A 21,667-nucleotide genomic window follows, 5' to 3' on the forward strand; every position below is an offset into this window, starting at 1 on the left:
ACAGGGAGTGCGGCATGGGCAAGCTCGACGGGCGGGTCGTCCTCGTCACCGGGGCGGCGCGCGGGCAGGGCGAGCAGGAGGCGCGGCTGTTCGCCGCCGAGGGGGCGAAGGTGGTCCTCGGGGACGTCCTGGACGACGCCGGTGAGGCGCTGGCCAAGGAGCTGGGGGAGGGCCGGGCCGCGTACGTCCACCTGGACGTGACGAGCGAGGGGGACTGGGCGGCGGCCGTGGCGGCGGCCAAGGAGCGCTTCGGGAAGATCGACGGGCTCGTCAACAACGCGGGCATCCTCCGCTTCAACGAGCTGGTCTCGACCCCGCTCGACGAGTTCCGGGCGATCGTCTCCGTCAACCAGACCGGCTGTTTCCTGGGCATCCGCACGGTCGCGCCCGAGATCGCGGCGGCCGGCGGCGGGACGATCGTCAACACCGCCTCGTACACGGGGATCACCGGCATGGCCGGGGTCGGCGCCTACGCGGCGAGCAAGCACGCGGTCCTCGGGCTGACCCGGGTCGCCGCCCTGGAGCTGGCGGGGAAGGGGATCCGGGTGAACGCCGTCTGCCCGGGGGCGATCGACACCCCCATGAGCAATCCGGAGGGCGTCGACCCGGAGGCCACGGGCGAGCTCTACCGCAAGCTCGTGCCGCTCGGGCGGATCGGACGGCCGGAGGAGGTGGCGGCCCTCGCGCTCTTCCTGACCGGGGCGGACTCGGCGTACATCACGGGTCAGCCGTTCGTGATCGACGGCGGCTGGCTGGCGGGCGTGAGCCTCTTCTGACGCCTCGTCAGGTATTGACGCACCTGCGCGGCGGTGCGAGAGTCGGGCACATCAAGAAATCTGACGCATCGTCAGATAAGACGAGGACGGTGAACCCCCTTGGAATTCGGGATCTTCGTACAGGGATACGTCGGCAAGCGCGCCGAGACCGATCCCGAAGCCGAGCACAAGGCCCTCATGGAGGAGACCGAGTACGTCATCCAGGCCGACAAGTCCGGCTTCAAGTACGCCTGGGCCTCCGAGCACCACTTCCTGGAGGAGTACTCGCACCTCTCCGCCAACGACGTCTACCTGGGCTACCTCGCCCACGCCACCGACCGCATCCACCTCGGCTCGGGCATCTTCAACCCCCTCGCCCCCGTCAACCACCCGGTCAAGGTCGCCGAGAAGGTCGCGATGCTCGACCACCTCTCCGGCGGCCGCTTCGAGTTCGGCTCCGGTCGCGGGGCGGGCTCCCACGAGATCCTCGGGTTCATGCCGGGCATCACCGACATGAACCACACGAAGGAGATCTGGGAGGAGACCATCGCCGAGTTCCCCAAGATGTGGCTCCAGGACGAGTACGCGGGCTTCCAGGGCAAGCACTGGTCGCTGCCGCCGCGCAAGGTCCTGCCCAAGCCGTACGGGAAGTCCCACCCGGCGATGTGGTACGCGGCGGGCTCCCCGTCCTCGTACGCCATGGCCGGGAAGATGGGCCTCGGCGTCCTCGGCTTCAGCGTCCAGAAGGTCTCCGACATGGAGTGGGTCGTCGAGTCCTACAAGAACGCGATCAAGGAGGCCAAGGCGGTCGGGGACTTCGTCAACGACAACGTCATGGTGACGTCGACGGCGATCTGCGCGGAGACGCACGAGAAGGCGGTCGAGATCGCGGTGGGGGGTGGCCTGAACTACCTCCAGTCCCTGTTGTTCCGCTACCACGACACCTTCCCGCGGCCGGAGGGCATTCCCGAGTGGCCCGAGCTCCTTCCCGAGTACTCGGCCGAGATCATCGAACTCCTCATCGCCGAGGAGCTGATGATCTGCGGGGATCCTTCGGAGGTCCTGGCGCAGTGCAAGCGGTGGGAGCAGGCCGGTGCGGACCAGCTGTCGTTCGGGCTGCCGATCGGCATCTCCTACGAGGACACGATGAACTCGATCAAGCTGATCGGGGAGCACGTGATCCCGAAGATCGACACGGACCCGGTCCACCGCACGACCCGCATGCGCCAGTCCGCGGGCACCTGAGGCACCCGCACCCTGCTGGGCGGCGCCCCGCTGCCCGTGTGGGGCCCGCGCCCGGGCGGGCGGCGCCCTGGTCCGCCTCCGTGTGGGGCCCGCGCCCGCTGCCCGTGTGGGCAATCGTCCCTCCCCCAGACTTCGTCCGGGGGGACCCCCAGGGCGGGACGGGTGGGCACACGGGACGGCGTCCTCAGCGGCGCCTCCGCGTTCCGAGCCTGGACCCGCACCCCATGTGCAGCGAGCGGGTGGTGCGGGTCCAGGCGCGGAAGCCTCTGGCGCCGGCAAGGGCGCCGTTCCGTTGTGCCCACCCTCCCCCAAGCTCTCGGCTTCGCTCGAGCAGGGGGGACCCCCATCGCCCCTTGCGGAACGCCTGCCCACAACGGGCGTGGGCGCCGTTCCGTTGCGGGTGGGCACCGCCCCGGCGGAACGCCTGCCCACAACGGGGCGGAACGCCTGCCCACAACGGCGGGGCGCCGGCCCACAAGGGGGGCGCGACAGAAGCGCGAGGTGGTGGCTTCCCGGGCCGCCGTCTCGTATCCGCCCCGGCCGGGGCCCCGCGGCGGCCCCGGTCCGGGGCACACCCACGTCCACGGACAGAACGGACAGAGAGGGACCGGCATGCTCGACCACCTCATCAAGGGCGCCACCGTCGTGGACGGCACCGGCGCCCCCGCCCGCACCGCCGACGTCGGCATACGCGACGGCCGGATCGTCTTCCCCGAGCCCGGGGAAACGGCGACCACCACCGAGGACGCCACCGGCCTCGTCCTCGCGCCCGGTTTCGTCGACCCGCACACCCACTACGACGCCCAGCTGTTCTGGGACCCGTACGCCACCCCGTCCATGAACCACGGCGTCACCACCGTCGCCGGCGGCAACTGCGGCTTCACCCTCGCGCCCCTGCACCCGGACCGGCCCGAGGACGCCGACTACACGCGCCGCATGATGTCGAAGGTCGAGGGCATGGCCCTCAAGGCCCTGGAGGAGGGCGTCGACTGGAGCTGGTCCTCCTTCGCCGAGTACCTGGACGCCCTCGACGGCCGCATCGCCGTCAACGCCGGCTTCATGGTCGGCCACTGCGCCCTGCGCCGGTACGTGATGGGGCCGGACGCCGTCGGCGGGCAGCCGACGCCCGGACAGCTGGACGAGATGGTCGCCCTCCTCAAGGAGGCCATGGCCGCCGGGGCCTGGGGGCTCTCCACCACCCAGTCCTCCACCCACTCCGACGGCGACGGCGCCCCGGTCGCCTCCCGGCACGCGACCCCCGCGGAGCTCATCGCGCTCTCGAAGGCCGTCGGCGAGCACGAGGGGACGCAGATCGAGGCCATCCTCGCCGGCTGCCTCGACCAGTTCTCGGACGACGAGATCGAGCTGTTCGTCGAGATGACCGCCGCCGCCGGGCGTCCACTCAACTGGAACGTCCTCACCATCGACGCCGCCGTTCCCGAGCGCGTCCCGCGCCAGCTCACCGCCTCCGAGCGGGCCCGCAAGTCCGGCGGCCGGATCGTCGCGCTCACCATGCCGATCCTCACCCCCATGAACATGTCCCTCGGGACCTTCTGCGCCCTCAACCTCATCCCGGGCTGGGGCGAGATCCTCGGCCTCCCCGTCCCCGAGCGGATCGCGAAGCTCCGCGACCCCGAGGTGCGGGCCGAGATGCTGCGGCGCGCGGACTCCAGGGAGGCCGGGGTCTTCCGGCGGCTCGCGCACTTCGGCCGGTACGTCATCGGCGACACGTACAGCCGGGAGAACGAGGGCCTCACCGGCCGGGTCGTCCGGGACATCGCGGCCGAGCGGGGCCAGGACCCCTTCCAGGCCCTCGTCGAGATCTGCGCCAACGACGACCTGAGGACCGTCCTGTGGCCGATGCCCAGCGACAACGACCCGGCCTCCTGGGCGCTGCGCCGGGAGACCTGGGACCACGAGGACGTGCTGCTCGGCGGCTCGGACGCGGGCGCGCACCTGGACCGGATGTGCGGCGCCCCGTACACGACCCGTTTCCTCGGCGACTGCCTCCGCGGCCGGAAGCTGGTCCCCCTGGAGCGCGCGGTGAAGATGCTGAGCGACGACCCGGCCCGGCTCTTCGGGCTCCGGGAGCGCGGCCGGATCGCGGAGGGCTTCCACGCCGACCTGGTCCTCTTCGACCCGGAGCGGATCGACGCGGGCCCGGCGACCCTCGTGCACGACCTGCCGGGGGACAGCCCGCGCCTCGACTCGCGCGCGGTGGGGATCGTGTCGGTGCGGGTCAACGGCGTGGAGACGGTACGGGACGACGAGGTGACCGGCGCGGTACCGGGGAAGGTGCTGCGCTCGGGCCGCGACACGAGGACGGTGAGCACACGATGACCCGGATCGAGCGCCTCTACATAGGGGGAGAGTGGGTCGAGCCCGACGGCGGCCACTACGAGGTGATCGACCCGGCCTCCGAGGAGGTCGTCGGCCTGGCGCCGGAGGCCTCCCGGGCCCAGGTGTACGAGGCGGCCGCCGCCGCCCGCGAGGCCTTCGCGACCTGGTCCCGCACGCGGCCGGAGGAGCGGGCGGCGATCCTCGACCGGGCGGCGGACGCGATGGCCCGGGACGCCGAGGAGAACACGCTGCTGGCCCGCGCCGAGACCGGCGCGACCACCGGCACCGCGCGCGGGATGCAGGTCGCGGTCGGCTCCTCCCGTTTCCGCCGGTACGCGCGCGGGGCGATGGAGCCGGTCGAGCAGGCGCTGCCCCCGCAGATCAACGAGGCCGGCCCGATGGGGAAGGCCGGGGTGTTCGGCGCGGTGGCGGTACGGCGCCCGGTCGGCGTGGTCACCTGCATCACCTCGTACAACAACCCCTGGGCCAATCCGGCGGGCAAGATCGCCCCGGCGCTCGCCATGGGCAACACGGTCGTGGTGAAACCGGCCCCGCAGGACCCGCTCTCCGTCTACGCGATGACCCGCGCCCTGGAGGAGGCCGGCGTCCCGGCGGGCGTCGTGAACGTGGTGACCGGCTCCGCGCAGGCGGTCGGCGAGGCGGCGGTCGACTCCCCGGACGTCGACATGGTCTCCTTCACCGGCTCCACGGCCGTCGGGCAGGCGATCGGCGAGGTCTGCGGCCGCTCGCTCAAGCGCCAGCTGATGGAGCTGGGCGGGAAGGGGGCCGCGCTCGTCTTCGACGACGCCGACCTGGACTCGGCGGTGATGGGCATCGGGACGACCTTCGCCTTCTACAGCGGGCAGATCTGCACGGCCCCGACCCGGGTGCTCGCCCAGCGCGGGGTGTACGAGCGGCTGATCGAGAAGCTGACCGGCTACCTCGCCTTCATGAAGGTGGGGGACCCGGCCGAGCAGGGGACGGTCGTCGGCCCGGTGATCTCGGCGGCGCACCGCGACCGGGTGGAGTCGTACATCGAGCTGGGGAGGAAGGAAGGGGCCCGGGTCGTCGCGGGCGGCGAGCGCCCGGACTTCGCCCGCGGCTTCTACGTGGCGCCGACGCTGCTCGCGGACTGCACCAACGAGATGCGGGTGGTGCGGGAGGAGATCTTCGGTCCGGTCGTGGTGGTCGTGCCCTTCGACGACGAGGACGAGGGAGTCGCACTCGCGAACGACAGCGACTACGGGCTGATCGACTACGTGTGGTCCGGCGACGTCGCCCGCGCCTTCCGCGTCGCGGCCCGGCTGAGGGCCGGCGGGGTGGGGGTGAACACGATCGGCCGGAACATGGAGGCGCCGTTCGGCGGCTTCAAGAAGAGCGGTGTGGGGCGGGACGTGGGCTCGTACGCGCTGCACGCGTACAGCGAGCTGCAGGCGGTCGTCTGGCCGGGGTGAGGGCCCCGGGCGGCGGGGGTGAGCAGCGTCTCGAAAATTCCACGGGAAATTTTGGAAACGGACATTTAGGGCACGGCTGCGGTTCCCGCATATCGGACACCCGTTGACGGACCTACCAGTTGGTCGGTCCGTCGCGGTGGTCGATCTTTCAATCATTGGCGGGTGTCCGATTCGACCCGCGCAATACAAGGTCATGATCGATCAAGTGAGCGGAGTCCGATCTTCCGGATGTGGAAACCGCAGCATTTAACGTCCTGTTCATGACTCAGGTGGACGTACGGCAGCAGGCCGGAGACACGGTGAGGGGCGCGGAAGCCCCGGGCGGCACCTCCGGCGTGCGCACCAAGGGCCTCGGCGGCAACTCCGTGGGCCTCCTCGGCAGCGCCGTCATCGGCATCTCGACCGTCGCCCCCGTCTACTGCCTGACCTCCACGCTCGGCTCCACCGCCGGCGAGGTCGGACTGCAGATGCCCGCCGTCTTCCTCGCGGGCTTCCTGCCGATGCTGCTCGTCGCGTTCGCATACCGCGAGCTCAACAAGCGCATGCCCGACTGCGGCACCTCCTTCACCTGGACCGTGAAGGCCTTCGGCCCGAAGGTCGGCTGGATGTGCGGCTGGGGCCTGGTCATCGCGACGATCATCGTGCTGTCCAACCTGGCCGGCGTCGCCACCTCGTACTTCTGGCTGCTCGCCGGCGAGATCAGCGGCAACGACTCGATCGCCGCCCTGGACGACAACAAGGCCGTCCACATCCTCACCTGCCTCACCCTGATCGCCGCCGCGACCGCGATCAGCTACCGCGGCATGACCGCCACCAAGGGCGTGCAGTACACCCTGGTCGGCCTCCAGCTGGCCGTCCTCGTGGTCTTCGTCGCCCTGGCCTTCTCCAAGGCCGGCTCGGTCGACTTCCCCACCGGGGCGAGCTTCTCCTGGTCCTGGATGAACCCCTTCTCCGTCGGCTCCTTCGCGGCCTTCACCGCCGGCCTCTCGCTGTCGATCTTCATGTACTGGGGCTGGGACACCTGCCTCACGGCCAACGAGGAGACCACCGACAGCGACAGGACCCCCGGCCGCGCCGCGCTCATCTCGATGGTCGTCCTGGTCGGCTCCTACCTGGCCACCGGCGTCGCCGCCCAGATGGTCGTCGGCTCCGGCGACAAGGGCCTCGGCCTCGCCAACCCGGAGACCTCCGACAACGTCTTCGCCGCCCTCGCGGGCCCGGTCATGGGCCCCGTCCTCGGCATCGCGCTGTTCGTCGCCGTCCTGGCCTCCGCCGCCGCGAGCCTGCAGACCACCTTCATCCCGGTCGCCCGCACGGTCCTCGCCATGTCCAGCTACGAGGCGCTGCCGCCGTCCTTCGCCCGGGTCCACCCCGTCTTCAAGGTCCCCGGCAAGGCCACGATCGTCGCCGGCGTCGCGACCGGCGTCTTCTACACCGTGATGACCCTGGTCAGCGAGAACGTCCTGGTCGACACCATCTACGCGCTCGGCCTGATGATCTGCTTCTACTACGCGCTGACGGCCTTCGCCTGTGTCTGGTTCTTCCGCGCCGAGCTCTTCCGCTCCGCCCGCGACCTCGCCTTCAAGGGCGTGATCCCGGCTGTCGGCGGCCTGATGCTGACCGCCGTCTTCGGCAAGACGCTCTACGACATGTGGGACCCGGCGTACGGCTCCGGCTCCGCGGTCCTGGGCGTCGGCTCGGTCTTCGTCATCGGCGTCGGCCTGCTGCTCCTCGGCGTGGTGATCATGCTGGTCATGCAGCGCAGGAGCCCCGCGTTCTTCCGCGGCGAGGTCCTGACGAAGGAGACCCCGTCCCTGGTGGTCGCGGACTGACGCCCTGGTGAGGCGTCCGAGAGACGCGAAGGCGGCGGGCCCGTGGGGGGTCCCGCCGCCTTCGTGCTTCGTCCGGTCGATGACTCAGTGGTGGCCGGGGAGCAGGCGCTCGACCGCCGCGTTGGCGGGGGGCAGGTTCGGGGTGCCGGCGGGCTTCGCCTTCGGGGTCAGGACGCCGCTGAGCGGGACGACCGACGGGAGGTTCATGCCGCCGGTGTCGGCGGCGGCGGTCCCGGCGGCGGCGCCCGCGGCACCCGCGGCGGCGAAGACGGTCAGGGCGGCTGCGGTGAGGATCTTCTTCATGCCCGCTCCAACGCGCGTCCGCGTGCGGGGTTACGACCACCAGGTCCCGCCGGCCACGCGGTACCCGCGCGTGCGGACCCGGAGGGCTCCTTAGGATGCGTGCATGTATCGGGAAACGAACTGGGCGCTGCGCCCCGGCCGTGCCGAGGACGTCGAGCCCATGGCCGAGCTGCGGGCCGAGGTCATGCGCGAGGACCTGGCGCGCCTCGGCCGCTACGACGAGCACCGGGTGCGCCAGCGGCTGCGGGACGGCTTCTCGCCGGCGCACACCTCGGTGATCGAACTGGACGGCGCGCTCGCCGGATGCGTGACGGTCCGCCCGCACGAGGACGGCGAAGGGCTCTACCTGGAGCACTTCTACCTGGCCCCCGAGACCCAGGGCCGGGGCATCGGGACGGCGGTGCTGCGCCGGCTGCTCGACCGGGCGGACGCGGCGGGGGTGCCCGTCCGTCTGGTGGTCCTGCAGGGCAGCGCGGCCCGCCGTCTCTACGAGCGGGAGGGGTTCGCCTTCGAGTCGGAGGACCCGGTGGACGTGGTGATGGTCAGAAACCCGCGCCCGCCGGCTGCCGGACGGTGACGTTGAGCCGGTTGAACAGGTTGGTGACGCCGACCATCAGGACGATCGCGGCGAGCTGCTTCTCGTCGAAGTGGTCGGCGGCGGCCTCCCACACCTCGTCCGGCACCGCGTCCGGGGCGTCCGCGAGCCGGGTCGCCGCCTCGGCGAGGGCGAGGGCCGCCCGCTCCTCGTCGGAGAAGTACGGCGCCTCGCGCCAGGCGGCGACGGCGAACAGCTTCTCGTCGCTCACCCCGCTCTTCCTGGCGCTCTTGGCGCCGTAGTCGACGCAGAAGCCGCAGTTGTTGATCTGGCTGGCCCGCAGGTGCACCAGCTCCAGGACCGCCTCGTCGACCCCGCCCTGCCGGGTGGCCTTCAGCAGGTTCTGGATCGCCGGCCCGGCGTCGGCCAGGACGTAGGCGGGGTTGGTCATACGGGCCTTGGGCTGGTGCGCCATGGTGATCGCTCCTCGTGTGTCAGCGTCTCGTTCACTGCCTTCACCGCACTGACGGAGCGCGCGCCGCGGATGTGACACGGCCGGAGAACTTTCCCGGGATTTCCTTTCGGCGCCCGCGGCGGTCAGGCCTCGGCGATGAGGGCCGTGGCGATCGTGCGGAAGCCGAGCCGCCCGTACAGGCGGGCCACGTCAGCGTCCGAGGCCGTCAGGAACACGAGCTCCGTCCCGTGGGCGCGGGCGTCCGCGACCAGGGCGGCCGTGACCGCGAGCCCGAGCCCCTGCCGCCGGGCCGCCGGGACGGTGCCGACGCCGACGACCTCGGAGACGGCGCCGACGGGCTGGTGCTGGCCGGCGGCGAGGGCGCTCCCCGTGCTGTCCAGGGCGGCCGCGAGCCGGGTGAGCCCGGCGGTGATCCGGTCGGCGATCCGCTCGGCGGTGCCGGGCGCGACCGGGGCGTCGAAGGCGGCGTACGGGGCGGCGACGGCGGTCTCCAGGGCGGAGTCGTCCGCGCCCACGAGCCGTACGGTGAAGCCGTCGGGTTCCGGTACGGGAAGCGGCTCGCCCTCCAGGACCATCAGCGGGTGCTCGTGCACGGTGAGCCCGGTCGCCTCCACGGCGGCCCGCAGCCCCGGCGTGGTCTCGGCGACCCACTCGAAGGCCTCGGGCACCCCGAGCTCCCGCTGCCGGGCCCGCACCTTCTCCACGGCCGCGACGGGGACGTCGCCCTCGTGGCCGAGGGACGGCCGGGCGTAGTAGGGCCAGCCCTGGCCCTCCTGCACGAACAGGGTCAGGGGTCCGAAGTCCTCGGTGCGGGCGGAGGAACGGGGAACGGCGTCGTAGTACGCCTCGATTCGATTCAGCACCGGCTCATCCAAGCAGCCGGGCCCCGGAGGGGCAGGTGGATTTCGACTGCCGCGCAGGTCTCGGAATTGCGCGCCCCAGCCCCTAACGTGCGGCTATGCGGATCTCGACCACGATCTTCCTGACCGACGAGACCATCAGCCCGGTGCGGCTCGCGCGCGAGCTGGAGCAGCGCGGCTTCGCGGGGCTCTACCTGCCCGAGCACACCCACATCCCCGTCTCCCGCGAGACGCCCTACCCGGCGGGCGGGGAGCTGCCCCGGGAGTACGCCCGGACGCTCGACCCGCTCGTGGCCCTGGGGCAGGCCGCGGCCGTCACCGAACGCCTCGGCCTCGGCACCGGCATCACCCTGATCACCCAGCACGACCCGATCGTGCTCGCCAAGCAGGTCGCCACGCTCGACCACCTCTCCGGGGGCCGGTTCACCCTGGGGGTGGGCTTCGGCTGGAACCGGGAGGAGGCCGCCGACCACGGCGTCGACTGGTCCACCCGGCGGGAGCTCGGGCGGGAGCGCCTCGACCTGATGCGAGCCCTGTGGGCGCCGGAGCCGACGTCGTACGAGGGGGAGCACGGCGAGTCCGTCCGCGCCTCGGAGGTCTGGCCGAAGCCGGCGGGCGGCGCCCCGCGCGTCCTCCTGGGCGGCGCGGCGGGCCCGAAGCTGTTCGCGCAGATCGCCGCGCAGACCGACGGCTGGATGCCGATCGGCGGCCGGGGCCTGACGGAGTCCCTCCCGGTCCTCCGCGAGGCCTGGGAGAAGGCCGGGCGCTCCCCGGAGACCCTCCAGCTCGTCCCGTACGCGGTCCTCCCGAGCCCCGGCAAGCTGGCCCACTACGAGGAACTCGGCTGCGAGGAGGTCGTCCTGCAGCTGCCGCCGGGTGACGAGAGGGAGGTGTTGGAGGTGCTGGACGCATTCGCCCGATACCTGCCGTGACGGTCGGAACCCCCGTACGGGACGGTTTCGGCGGCGACACCTGCCACGCGCTCTCCTGCGCCTCACCCCGGCCGCAGTTCACCGGCATGCCGCTCCTGCTCACCGCCCACGAGGACCGGTACCCGCCCGGCCTCGTGACCGTGGACATCGATTCCCCCGGGATGCTCGGCCGGCGCCGACCACCCGCTCGTATGCTCGGTTCATGACGGATCACCAGGCAGACCGCCCCACCGCGAACGCCATGCGCCGTGCCCTCAAGCGGGCCAGGGACGGTGTCGCGCTCGATGTCGCCGAGGCCGCCGTGCTGTTGAGGGCGCGGGGGGAGGATCTGGCGGACCTGGTGGCGTCCGCGGGGCGGGTGCGGGACGCCGGACTCGAGGCGGCCGGGCGGCCGGGGGTCGTCACGTACTCGAAGAGCGTGTTCATACCGCTCACCCGGCTCTGCCGGGACAAGTGCCACTACTGCACCTTCGTGACCGTGCCCGGGAAGCTGCGCCGGGCCGGGCACGGGATGTTCATGTCGCCGGACGAGGTCCTCGACATCGCGCGGCGGGGTGCGGAGCTGGGGTGCAAGGAGGCCCTGATCACGCTCGGCGACAAGCCCGAGGATCGCTGGCCCGAGGCCCGGGAGTGGCTCGACGCGCACGGGTACGACGACACCATCGCGTACGTACGGGCCATGGCGATCCGGATCCTGGAGGAGACCGGACTTCTCCCGCATCTCAACCCCGGCGTGCTGTCCTGGACCGACTTCCAGCGGCTCAAGCCCGTCGCGCCGTCCATGGGCATGATGCTGGAGACGACCGCGACCCGCCTGTGGTCGGAGCCCGGCGGCCCGCACTACGGGTCTCCCGACAAGGAACCGGCCGTGCGGCTGCGGGTGCTCGAGGACGCCGGCCGGTCCTCGGTGCCGTTCACGAGCGGGCTCCTGCTGGGCATCGGGGAGACCCTGGAGGAGCGTGCGGAGTCCCTCTTCGCGCTGCGGCGCGTGGCGCGCGCGTACCACTCCGTCCAGGAGCTGATCATCCAGAACTTCCGCGCCAAGCCGGACACGGCCATGCGCGGTATGCCGGACGCCGAGCTCGACGACCTCGTCGCCACCGTCGCCGTCGCCCGGCTCATCATGGGTCCCTCCGCCTGCCTCCAGGCCCCGCCGAACCTGGTCGACTCCGCGTACGAGCGGCTGATCGCCGCCGGCATCGACGACTGGGGCGGCGTCTCCCCGCTCACCATCGACCACGTCAACCCGGAGCGGCCCTGGCCGCAGATCGAGGAGCTGGCCGAGAGGTCCCGGGCCGCCGGCTTCGAACTGCGCGAACGGCTCTGCGTCTACCCCGAGTTCGTCACCCGGGGCGAGCCCTGGCTGGACCCCCGGCTCCTCCCGCACGTCCGCGCCCTCGCCGACCCCGAGACGGGCCTGGCGAACCCCGACGCGCCGGTGCGCGGCCTGCCCTGGCAGGAGCCCGACGAGGCGTTCACCGCGAGCGGCCGTACGGATCTGCACGCGACGATCGACACCGCCGGCCGCACGGGCGACCGGCGGGAGGACTTCGACGAGGTGTACGGGGACTGGGAGGCGCTGCGCGAGGCCGCCGTGCCCGGCATGGCGCCTGAGCGGGTCGACGGCGACGTCCGCGAGGCGCTGTCCGTCGCCGCCGACGACCCGACCAGGCTCACCGACGCCCAGGCGCTGACCCTGCTGCACGCCGACGGCCCGGCCCTCGACGCCCTGACCCGCATCGCCGACGACGTCCGGGCCTCGGTGGTCGGCGACGACGTCACGTACATCGTCACGCGGAACATCAACTTCACCAACGTCTGCTACACCGGCTGCCGTTTCTGCGCCTTCGCCCAGCGGCGCACCGACGCCGACGCGTACACGCTGTCGCTGGACCAGGTCGCCGACCGGGCGCAGCAGGCCTGGGAGGTCGGCGCGGTCGAGGTCTGCATGCAGGGCGGCATCCACCCGGACCTGCCCGGCACGGCCTACTTCGACATCGCGCGCGCGGTGAAGGAGCGGGTCCCGGGGATGCACGTCCACGCCTTCTCGCCGATGGAGGTCGTCAACGGCGCCACCCGCACCGGTCTTTCGATCCGTGAGTGGCTGACGGCGGCGAAGGAGGCGGGCCTCGACTCGATTCCCGGCACGGCCGCGGAGATCCTCGACGACGAGGTGCGCTGGGTCCTGACGAAGGGCAAGCTGCCGACGGCGACGTGGATCGAGGTCATCAAGACGGCGCACGAGCTGGGCATCCGCTCCTCGTCGACGATGATGTACGGGCATGTGGACCAGCCCCGGCACTGGCTCGGCCACTTCCGCACGCTCTCCCGCATCCAGCAGGAGACGGGCGGCTTCACCGAGTTCGTGACGCTGCCCTTCATCCACACCAACGCGCCCGTCTACCTCGCCGGCATCGCCCGTCCCGGTCCGACCGCCCGCGACAACCGCGCGGTCATCGCCATGGCCCGTCTGCTTCTGCACCCGCACATCCCGAACATCCAGACCAGCTGGGTGAAGCTGGGCACGGAGGGGGCGGCGGAGATGCTCCGCTCGGGCGCGAACGACCTGGGCGGCACGCTGATGGAGGAGACCATCTCCCGTATGGCCGGGTCGAGTTACGGCTCGTACCGGTCGATCCGCGACCTGGAGGCGATCGCGGACGCGGCGGGGCGCCCGGCGAGGCCGCGGACGACGCTGTACGGGGAGGTGCCGGAGGAGCGGCAGCGCACGGCCCGCACGTCGGACGGCCACCTCCCCCAACTCCTCCCGGTCCTCCCCCAGGAGTAGCCCGCGCCCGCGCCGGGCGGTGCCCCGCTGCCCGTGTGGGCAATCGTCCCGCCGGGGGAGCAACGCGTGCCCACAACGGGGCGGAAGCGTGGCTTACAACGGTCAAACGTGGCCTCAAGGGCGTCCGATCACATAACGTTCTGGCCCCCGAACGGACGTACCCGGTCGATTACAGTGCTGCGCAGACCGGTCTACGGGGGAGGGCACATCGTGGCCACGACAGCCGCGGCCGTGTGGGGCCGCGCCGAACAGCAGGACTTCCGGGCCCGCGTACGGGGCTGTCTGCTCGGTGGGGCCCTCGGCGACGCCCTCGGCGCGGGGGCCGACGGCCGGACGCTGGACGAGCTGCGCGAGGCCCACGGACCTGACGGACTCACCGACCCGGTGCCCGCGTTCGGCCGCCGCGGCGCCGTGACCGCCGCCACCCAGATGACCCTGTTCACCGTCGACGGCCTCATCCGCGCCCAGGTCCGCCGCGACACCGGCGCCTGGCATCCGCCCACCGACGTCCACCGGGCGCATCTGCGCTGGGCCGCCACGCAGCGCGACTGGGGCCCCGACGAGCGCCGCAAGGACAACGGCTGGCTCGCCCGCGAGGAGTGGCTCTACGCCCGCCGCAACCCGCCCCGCGCCTGCCTCGCCGGCTTCGGGGACGACGTCCTCGGCACCCTCGACAGGCCGAAGAACCCGGATGCCGGAGACTCCGGCGCCCTCGTCCGCTCGGCGCCCTTCGGGCTGCTCGTCGGCTGGGAGCCGCAGCTCGTCTGCCAGCTGGCCGTGGAGTGCGCCGCGCAGTCGCACGGCGCCCCGGCCGCCGGCCTCGCGGCGGGCGCCTTCGCGGTCACCGTCCACGGCCTCGCCCGCGGCGGCTCCGTCGAGGCGGCGGTGGCCCGCGCCCGGGAGGAGCTCGCGGCCCGCCCCGGCCACGAGCCGGTCACCGAGGCGCTGGGCCGCGCCCTCGGAGCCGTACGGGAGGGGGCTCCGGACGCGGACCGGGTGACGGCGCTCGGGGCCGGCGAGGACCGGGCCGAGGGGCAGCTGGCGGCGGCCGTCTACTGCGCCCTGGTCGGCGAGGACGTACGGCACGGGCTGCGGCTCGCGGTGAACCACGACGGGCCCTCGGCGGTGACGGCCGCGCTCACGGGCGCGCTGCTCGGCGCCCTGCACGGCGAGACGGCCCTCCCGCCGGCCTGGCTGGCCGATCTGGAGGGCCGACCGACGGTCCTGGAGCTCGCGGACGACTTCGCGATGGAGATGACCCAGGGCGCCGCCCTGCACAGCGCCGCCGGCTCCGCGCCCGGCTGGTTGGCGCGCTATCCCAGGGGCTGATCCGTCCGAGTCCCCGCCTGCGCGGGGATCGGGTCCCCGTCCGTGCCCGGCCGGTCCAGAGAGGGCGTCAGCGCATCAGTTCCCCCGCGTTGACCAGCAGCGACTGCCCCGTGATCGCCCGCGCCCGGTCCGAGGCGAGGAAGACCGCCGCCTCCGCCACGTCCCCGTCCGTCGCGAGTTCGGGCAGCGCCATCCGCTCGGTCAGCCGGCCGAGCACCTCGGCCTCCGGCACCCCCTCGGTGTGCGCGGTGAACTGCACGTACGCCTGGACCGGCGGTCCCCACATCCAGCCCGGGAGCACGGTGTTGACCCGGATCCGGTGCGGCCCCAGCTCGTGCGCGAGCGAGTACATCGCCGAGGTCAGCGCCCCTTTGGAGGCCGCGTACGCCGCCTGCCGCACCTGCGAGGGCGCCGCCACCGCCGACTGCGTCCCGATCAGGACCACCGAACCCCCGCGCTCCTTCAGCCCCGGAAGGCAGGCCCTGGTCATCCGCAGCGTGCCGAGCAGGTTCACGTCCAGGACCCCCTGCCAGGTCGCGAAGTCCGCGTCCTCCAGGCCCCCGAAGTAGGAGTCCCAGGCGGCGACGTGGACCACCGCGTCGATCCCGCCGAAGCGCTCGACGGCGAGCGCGGCGAGCGCCTCGCACTGCTGCTCGTCGGTGATGTCCGTGGCCCGGTACGCGGTGAGGCGTCCCTCCGGGTCGATCTCCGCCGCGGACTTGGCGAGGTTGGCCTCGGTGCGGGCGCCGAGCACGGCGTTGCCCCCGTCCCGTACCACCGTCTCCGCGATCCGGTGCCCGAGCCCCGCACCGACGCCCGACACGACGACCGTCTTCCCCTGGAGCAGCATCCGGACCCTCCTCGACCCTGGCCAACTATCTGACGGCCCGTCAGAGTAGGAGGACGCAGACGACAAGGGAAGGGGTACGGGAGTGAGCGAGGAGACCCGCAGCGAGACGTACGCGGAGCTGGCCGCCGTCGGTCCGTACGGCGTGCGTCCCGGCCACGCGCTGATCACCATGGTGGAACCGCATCCGGGCCACGAGTACGCGTACAACCGCTGGTACGAGGACGACCACTACTACGCGGGCGCCATGGCCATGCCCTGGATGTACGCGGGCCGCCGCTGGGTCGCCACCCGCGAACTCCAGGAGCTGCGCTACCCGGAGAAGTCCGCCGTCGCCCAGCCGGTCACCGCAGGCGCCTACATCTCCACGTACTGGATCACCGAGGGCCGCTACGACGACCACATGAAGTGGACGGTCGGCATCAACAAGCGGCTGAACCGCGACGCCCGGGTCCACCAGGCCAGGACCCACGTCTTCACGTCCTTCCAGGACCACGAGGTCACCGTCTACCGCGACGGCGCCGCGGGACCCCGGGACTTCCACGCCCTGGACCACCCGTACCGCGGCCTCGTCCTCCAGGTGATCGACGCCGAGGACGCGGCCAAGCGGGCCGAGGTCCTGGAGTGGCTGCGGTCCCGGGAGCTGCCGCGCCGGCTCGCGGGCTCCCCCGCGGCCATGGTGACCGTCTTCCGGCCGACCCCGCTGCCCGGGGACCGCATGACCTACGTGAAGCAGGTCGAGGGGGTCGACACCCGGCTCACCCTGCTCTGGTTCCTGGAGGCGGACCCTCGGGAGTGCTGGGAGGAGCGTTTCACCGGGCTCGACGCGGGCGGGCTCGGCCGGGTGGAGCTGGTCGCGCCGTTCATCCCGACGGTCCCCGGGACGGACCGGTACGTGGACGAACTGCGCTGAACCGCGCGGAAAAAGAGCCGAGCCCCCTCGGCCAGGACGGCGGACCGGTCGAGAGGGCTCATACGTACTGCTGGTGGCGGCGTGCGCGCACCGGGCTCAGAGCGCCCCGTTGCTCACCTCGCCGACGAAGGCGTTCCACGAGCCCGGGCCGAAAGAGAGGGACGGGCCCTCGGGGGCCTTGGAGTCCCGCACCGCGATCGCGGTCATGACGGGGGACTTCACTTCGACGCAGGCCCCGTTCCCACCCGAGTACGAGGACTTCGTCCAGGTGTCCGTACCACCCTGAATAATCGCCATGCTGCTCACTCCGGTTCTGCCGAGTAGGGATCTCGCCAACGTTCTTGATGGCGTGATCGACGCTACTCGCCGGCCCCGTCCGGCGGGACCGGCGTTCACACGTCCGAGTGGCATATTCCAAGTGAGCTTCCGTGGGAGCGATCACGCCGTGTACCGTGCCTGCCCCACCCCCGGACGATCACCCCTGGGCGTGCTTCTTCGCCATCTTCGAGATGAACTCCCGCGTCTGGTCGACGTTCAGCGCCTGCGCCCTGAGGTGCTCGTACATGACGGAGTACTTGCCCACGTCCTGCGCCTTCTCCAGGTACAGATCGCTCGTCACGCCCTCGATGTACACGACGCTTGAGTCCGAGGTGTCCGGGAACTCCAGGATCGAGTACTGGCCACTGATCCCCGGATGCGCGCCCATCTCGAACGGGATCACCTGCACGGTGACGTGCGGCAGGTGCGACTGCTCGATCAGGTGCTCCAGCTGCTCGACCATCAGCTGCCGGCTGCCCACGATCCGGTGCAGCGCGCCCTCGTCGATGACCGCCCACAGCCGCAGCGGACGCTCCTCGTCCCGGATCCGCTCCTGGCGGCGGGTCCGCACCGTGACCCGCTTCTCGATGTCCGCCGCCGTCGACTCCGGCATCGCCCCGGAGATCACGGCCTCCGCGTACGCCGGGGTCTGGAGCAGACCCGGGATGATCTGCGACTCGTACATCCGCAGGCTCTCCGCGTCGGTCTCCAGGCCGATGTAGACGCTGTACGGGATGTCGCCGAAGGCGTGCCACCAGCCCTGCTGGCGCGAGTCCTTGGCCATCTGCATGAGCGAGTCGACCATGCGCTCGTCCTCGACCTCGTACACGCCGCAGAGGTCGCGGACGTCACGCTGGCTGATGGAGCGACGGCCGTTCTCCAGCCGGCTGATCTTGGACTGGGAGACGAGGAGACGCTCGGCGACCTGCTCGGCCGTCATGTTCTTCGCCTCGCGGAGCTTGCGCAGCTCCTGGCCCAATCGGCGTCGCCTGACGGTGGGGTTGACGTTGGACGCCACGGAAACTGCACCTCCGGCTGTCTGCTGCGTAGCTGTGAGTATCTACCGCTTGGCAGACTGCCACCAATGGCCGGGTGTGCGCTGGGAAACCCGGACAACGGCAAAGCCGGGCAGCGCACATGTGCGGGACGGCCGTCCAGACCGCCCCGCACATTCGTGCGGCTCCCGGGTGGTTCTCGGTCGTGCGTGTTCCGCTTGCTCGGTGGTTCGGTGCGCGCGGTGGTTCTGCACGTGGTTCCGTACGCGGTGGTTCAGTGCGCGGCCGCGCGGGCCATGCTGCCGCGAGGCTGCGCCGGGACGCCCGCGGCGCTCCGTCGCTGCGCCGCCGCACCGTTCTGGACGTCCATCACGGCGTGCGCCACGAGACCGCCCATGGGGTCGTGCCGGATCAGATCGCGCAGCCGGGACCGCGACGACCGTCCTTCGTTGCCGGGGTAGAGGTGCTTCCCGAGACCGACCGCGTGGGCCAGCGCGGCAAGCGCCGCGGTCCGCGGGTCCGGCGGTACGCCGGTGCGGATCGCACTGTCCAGTCGGGCACGGATCTCCCGACTGATCGCCGTGTCCGTCGCCTGGTAGCGAGTCGTCGGCAACACCCCGCACATCTGGCCCTCCACGGCATGCACCATGCCGCATCGCTCCAGATGCGAGAGATACGTCTGACGGAGCCCCAGCCGGGGCCCGCCGATCCAGTGGACGGCCCGAACCGGGCTGCCACGCCTGCGCAGCAGCTCCAGTGCGGAGTCCAGTGTCGGATCTCCGGTCGGCCGTGGCATCACCACGGCGATACGATCCCCGTCAGGGGCTATCCGGCCTGCCAGAGCCAGCTCCACTAGCTGTGCTCCGGCCAGACCGAGGTCGAGCGACTGCGGCTGCGCTGTGGTACCCGTGGTCGGGTCCAGAGCGAGCAGCAAGAGCTCTTCCGGAATAGTTCTGCGGCTCCTGCCCATCCATGCCTCCCCGCGTGGATGAATGACAGGGTGACCCCTCTCACATTCATCTGTCGAGAGTGCCTGGGTGGTTCATCCGGGAACCAGTAGGTATGTCGTTCTCGTCTAGCACGGGAGCCAAGGGGTTCACACAGGACACTGGTAGACGGTTCGGACGTACGCATGACGCATGGAGGAGGCACGGTGGCGGGCGAGTCCCCCGACAAGGCGGAGCAGCAGGGGTCGTCTCAGGAGACGGCGGCCTCGGGCGGCGGCCGGGATCCTCGGCTTTCCGTGCTCCGTGAGTCAGAGTCCTCGCCGTCTTCGGCGGCGCCCTCTGCGGTCCAGGTCGACCAGCCGACGGCCGTGTTCAAGACCCTGGCTCCGCGGACGCCGGAGGACGACGAGCCGACTGCGGCCGGTTCGGAGCCGGAGCCGGAGGCCCGGCAGGAGGACAAGGCCGAGGCGGAGCCCGAGGGTGACCGTCTGAAGGCTGCTGTGGCGGCGTGGGTCGCGACGGCGGACGAGCCGGAGGCGTCGGCGACGTCGGAGGCGCCGGTCGAGGAGCCGGAGGCCGAGGGCGACGGTGAGCCCGAGCCGGAGGACGAGGCCGAGGCCGACGACTCCGAGGGCGAGGACGAGCCGCGGGACGACGAGACGGACGACGAGCCCGAGGCCGGGCCCGAGCAGGCCGACGAGGAGCCCGACGACGAGACGGACGAGGAGCCGGTCGAGGACCGGACGTCGGCCGACGGCAAGGCGCCGGCCGATGGCAAGGCGTCGGTCGACGGCAAGGCGTCCGTCGACGGCAAGGCGTCGGTCGGGGGCAAGGCGTCCCTCGACAACGGGGCGTCCCTCGACAACGAGGCGTCGGTCGACGACAAGGCGTCGGTCGACGGCAAGGCGTCGGTCGACGACAAGACGTCCTCCGCGTCCTGGTTCGCCGCGCGGCGGCCGGCCGCGGCCGAGAAGCCGGCGGAGGCCGAGGCGTCCTCCGGCGACTCCTCCGACGAGAAGAAGCCGGCGGAGGCCGAGGCTTCCTCGGACGCTTCCAAGGAAGACGAGCCGGTCGACCAGCCGACGACCATGTTCAAGATGGTCCGTCCGCCCGTCGTGGACCAGCCGACGACCGCCCTCAAGCTGCCGTCCTCCCTGACCGCGGACTCCGACAGCGAGCGCACCAGCGTCTTCCGCGCCCTGCGTCCCGACATCCCGGCCGAGCAGAAGGCCCAGAAGGAGGCGCAGAAGGCCGCGCAGGAGGCCGCCAAGGCCCCCGCCGCCCCCGCGCCCGCCCCCGGGGCCCCGGCCGCTCCCAAGGCGCCCGCGCCCAAGGAGACGGCGCCGCCCGCCCCCGTACCCACGCCCGCCGCGCTCGCCGAGCCGGAGCGGACCCGGCAGCAGCCGCTGCCGCCGCTGCCCCCGCTCGACCTGCTCGCGGAGCTGACGAACACGCCGCCCCCGCCGCCGAGCCCGATGCGGACGGCCCTGCGCCGGGTGCGGATCTGGACGCCGCTGGTCCTGCTCCTCCTGATCGTCTTTGCGATCGTGCAGATGGTCCGCCCGCTGCCGGCGCCCGAGCTGACGCTGTCGGCCGCGCCGACGTTCACGTTCGAGGGCGGCGAACTGCAGATGCCGTGGCCCAACGAGGGCCAGGGCGCCGTCGAGGTCGAGGGCGTCGGTTCCATGGGCGAGTACGGGGCGCAGAAGCCGGCTCCGATCGCGTCCGTGACGAAGACGATGACCGCGTACGTGATCCTCCGCGACCACCCGATCAAGGGGAAGCAGCAGGGCCCGGAGATCACGATCGACAAGAAGGCCGCCGACCAGGCGAAGCACGATTCGGAGTCGACGGCGCCGGTCCAGGAGGGCCAGACCTACACGGAGAAGGAGCTCCTGGAGCTCCTGATGATCCCCTCCGCGAACAACGTGGCCCGGCTGCTCGCGCGCTGGGACGCCGGTTCGGAGGCCGCGTTCGTCGAGAAGATGAACGCCACCGCGCAGGAGCTGGGCATGACCCAGTCCACGTACACGGACCCGTCCGGCCTGCTCGACAGCACCATGTCGACCCCGCAGGACCAGCTGAAGCTGGCGAAGGCGGTCATGCAGTACGACGTGTTCCGCGAGATCGTGAACATGCCGAACGTGACGGTCGACGGCATCCCCGGCCGGATCGAGAACAACAACAACATCCTGCTCCAGCCGGGTGTCAGCGGCATCAAGACCGGCTCCTCCACCCCCGCCGGCGGCAACCTGCTCTGGGCGGCGAACACGGTCGTCGACGGCCAGAACCGCCGCATCCTCGGCATCGTCATGGGGGCGAAGGACGCCAAGCGGCTCATCGACAAGCTGCAGCTCGCCATCGACAACAGCCTCAAGCTGATCCAGCAGGCCCAGAAGGACGTCACCTCGGCGGCCGTGGTGAAGAAGGGCCAGGTCCTCGGTTACGTGGACGACGGTCTCGGCGGCCGGACCCCGGTCGTCGCCACCAAGGAGCTCAAGGCGGTCGGCTGGCCGGGCCTCCAGGTGCGGCTGGAGCTCACCGACGGCGGCAAGGCGCTCCCGCACTCCGGCAAGGCGGGCGACGTCGTCGGCCAGGTGTCGATCGGCACGGGCGCCGGCAAGGTCAGCTCCCCGGTCGCCCTCCAGACGGACCTGGTGGAGCCGGGCTTCGACAAGAAGCTCACCCGAGTGGGCTGACGGCCCGGGGTCTCCCCGGCGGGCCGTCAGCCCGCCCCGGAGGCCACCCGCGACAGCCGGGCACCCCGGTTCTCCGTGGTGCCCGGCTGTTAGCGTTTCC

At 71.9% G+C, this 21,667-nt stretch carries 19 protein-coding genes; 12 read left to right on the forward strand and 7 right to left on the reverse strand.

Annotated elements, in window-relative coordinates; genetic code table 11:
• Window positions 1–14: 14 nt before the first annotated feature.
• From ABT041_RS27700 to ABT041_RS27720, 5 genes are all read left to right on the forward strand, one after another.
• On the forward strand, window positions 15–776 hold the full coding sequence (locus ABT041_RS27700) for an SDR family NAD(P)-dependent oxidoreductase (RefSeq protein WP_351189154.1): 762 nt from the start codon (window positions 15–17) through the stop codon (window positions 774–776).
• A 99-nt stretch (window positions 777–875) separates the two neighbouring features.
• Window positions 876–2,000 carry an LLM class flavin-dependent oxidoreductase gene (locus ABT041_RS27705; protein WP_351189157.1) on the forward strand — a complete coding sequence of 375 codons (1,125 nt, stop codon included), beginning with the start codon at window positions 876–878 and terminating at the stop codon, window positions 1,998–2,000.
• A 612-nt stretch (window positions 2,001–2,612) separates the two neighbouring features.
• Complete coding sequence (locus tag ABT041_RS27710; RefSeq protein ID WP_351189160.1) at window positions 2,613–4,340, forward strand: N-acyl-D-amino-acid deacylase family protein; 1,728 nt, start codon at window positions 2,613–2,615, stop codon at window positions 4,338–4,340.
• Window positions 4,337–5,794: an aldehyde dehydrogenase family protein gene (locus ABT041_RS27715; protein ID WP_351189163.1), complete on the forward strand. Its 1,458-nt coding sequence runs from the start codon at window positions 4,337–4,339 to the stop codon at window positions 5,792–5,794. Before ABT041_RS27710 ends, ABT041_RS27715 begins: the two co-directional genes overlap by 4 nt.
• A gap of 260 nt (window positions 5,795–6,054) precedes the next feature.
• Complete coding sequence (locus ABT041_RS27720) at window positions 6,055–7,626, forward strand: APC family permease (RefSeq protein WP_351189166.1); 1,572 nt, start codon at window positions 6,055–6,057, stop codon at window positions 7,624–7,626.
• 84 nt (window positions 7,627–7,710) lie between these two features.
• Here the strand turns inward: ABT041_RS27720 and ABT041_RS27725 are convergent, their stop codons facing one another.
• Window positions 7,711–7,929: a hypothetical protein gene (locus ABT041_RS27725; RefSeq protein WP_351189169.1), complete on the reverse strand. Its 219-nt coding sequence runs from the start codon at window positions 7,927–7,929 to the stop codon at window positions 7,711–7,713.
• 103 nt (window positions 7,930–8,032) lie between these two features.
• On the opposite strand from ABT041_RS27725, the gene ABT041_RS27730 reads away from it, so the two are divergent.
• Window positions 8,033–8,506 (forward strand): GNAT family N-acetyltransferase, encoded by a 474-nt coding sequence (locus ABT041_RS27730; RefSeq protein WP_351189172.1) that lies wholly within the window; start codon window positions 8,033–8,035, stop codon window positions 8,504–8,506.
• Here the strand turns inward: ABT041_RS27730 and ABT041_RS27735 are convergent.
• Both ABT041_RS27735 and ABT041_RS27740 read right to left on the reverse strand, forming a co-directional pair.
• Window positions 8,472–8,939, reverse strand: coding sequence for a carboxymuconolactone decarboxylase family protein (locus ABT041_RS27735; RefSeq protein ID WP_351189175.1), 468 nt, complete (start codon window positions 8,937–8,939; stop codon window positions 8,472–8,474). The genes ABT041_RS27730 and ABT041_RS27735 overlap by 35 nt on opposite strands.
• Before the next feature lie 122 nt (window positions 8,940–9,061).
• A complete protein-coding gene (locus tag ABT041_RS27740; RefSeq protein WP_351189177.1) occupies window positions 9,062–9,802 on the reverse strand; it encodes a GNAT family N-acetyltransferase in 741 nt (246 codons plus the stop codon).
• A gap of 95 nt (window positions 9,803–9,897) precedes the next feature.
• Here ABT041_RS27740 and ABT041_RS27745 point away from each other — a divergent pair, with 95 nt between their 5' ends.
• The 4 genes from ABT041_RS27745 (at window position 9,898) to ABT041_RS27760 (ending at window position 14,848) form a co-directional block, all read left to right on the forward strand.
• Complete coding sequence (locus tag ABT041_RS27745) at window positions 9,898–10,731, forward strand: LLM class F420-dependent oxidoreductase (protein ID WP_351189180.1); 834 nt, start codon at window positions 9,898–9,900, stop codon at window positions 10,729–10,731.
• Window positions 10,728–10,937 (forward strand): hypothetical protein, encoded by a 210-nt coding sequence (locus tag ABT041_RS27750; RefSeq protein ID WP_351189183.1) that lies wholly within the window; start codon window positions 10,728–10,730, stop codon window positions 10,935–10,937. The genes ABT041_RS27745 and ABT041_RS27750 overlap by 4 nt, the downstream gene beginning before the upstream one ends.
• Window positions 10,934–13,519, forward strand: a complete 2,586-nt coding sequence (locus tag ABT041_RS27755; RefSeq protein ID WP_351189186.1) for a bifunctional FO biosynthesis protein CofGH — start codon at window positions 10,934–10,936, stop codon at window positions 13,517–13,519. The genes ABT041_RS27750 and ABT041_RS27755 overlap by 4 nt, the downstream gene beginning before the upstream one ends.
• Before the next feature lie 210 nt (window positions 13,520–13,729).
• Window positions 13,730–14,848, forward strand: a complete 1,119-nt coding sequence (locus tag ABT041_RS27760) for an ADP-ribosylglycohydrolase family protein (protein ID WP_351189188.1) — start codon at window positions 13,730–13,732, stop codon at window positions 14,846–14,848.
• A 67-nt stretch (window positions 14,849–14,915) separates the two neighbouring features.
• On the opposite strand, the gene ABT041_RS27765 is transcribed toward ABT041_RS27760, so the two are convergent.
• Window positions 14,916–15,698 (reverse strand): SDR family oxidoreductase, encoded by a 783-nt coding sequence (locus tag ABT041_RS27765; RefSeq protein WP_351189190.1) that lies wholly within the window; start codon window positions 15,696–15,698, stop codon window positions 14,916–14,918.
• 82 nt (window positions 15,699–15,780) lie between these two features.
• Here ABT041_RS27765 and ABT041_RS27770 point away from each other — a divergent pair, with 82 nt between their 5' ends.
• Window positions 15,781–16,608 carry a hypothetical protein gene (locus ABT041_RS27770; protein ID WP_351189192.1) on the forward strand — a complete coding sequence of 276 codons (828 nt, stop codon included), beginning with the start codon at window positions 15,781–15,783 and terminating at the stop codon, window positions 16,606–16,608.
• Between the two features lie 96 nt (window positions 16,609–16,704).
• Here the strand turns inward: ABT041_RS27770 and ABT041_RS27775 are convergent, their stop codons facing one another.
• The 3 genes from ABT041_RS27775 to ABT041_RS27785 all read right to left on the reverse strand — a co-directional run bounded on the left by ABT041_RS27775 (window position 16,705) and on the right by ABT041_RS27785 (window position 18,891).
• Complete coding sequence (locus ABT041_RS27775; RefSeq protein ID WP_351189194.1) at window positions 16,705–16,905, reverse strand: DUF397 domain-containing protein; 201 nt, start codon at window positions 16,903–16,905, stop codon at window positions 16,705–16,707.
• A 178-nt stretch (window positions 16,906–17,083) separates the two neighbouring features.
• Window positions 17,084–17,944 carry a helix-turn-helix domain-containing protein gene (locus ABT041_RS27780; protein WP_351189197.1) on the reverse strand — a complete coding sequence of 287 codons (861 nt, stop codon included), beginning with the start codon at window positions 17,942–17,944 and terminating at the stop codon, window positions 17,084–17,086.
• Window positions 17,945–18,195: 251 nt separating this feature from the next.
• Complete coding sequence (locus ABT041_RS27785; protein ID WP_351189199.1) at window positions 18,196–18,891, reverse strand: GOLPH3/VPS74 family protein; 696 nt, start codon at window positions 18,889–18,891, stop codon at window positions 18,196–18,198.
• A 162-nt stretch (window positions 18,892–19,053) separates the two neighbouring features.
• Between ABT041_RS27785 and ABT041_RS27790 the strand changes: the two genes are divergently transcribed.
• The gene (locus ABT041_RS27790) at window positions 19,054–21,567 is read left to right on the forward strand and encodes a D-alanyl-D-alanine carboxypeptidase (RefSeq protein WP_351189201.1); all 2,514 of its coding nucleotides are present in this window, start codon (window positions 19,054–19,056) and stop codon (window positions 21,565–21,567) included.
• The last annotated feature ends 100 nt before the right edge of the window (window positions 21,568–21,667 follow it).

This window comes from Streptomyces sp. NPDC002825 (genome assembly GCF_040295385.1).
GTDB lineage: Bacteria > Actinomycetota > Actinomycetes > Streptomycetales > Streptomycetaceae > Streptomyces.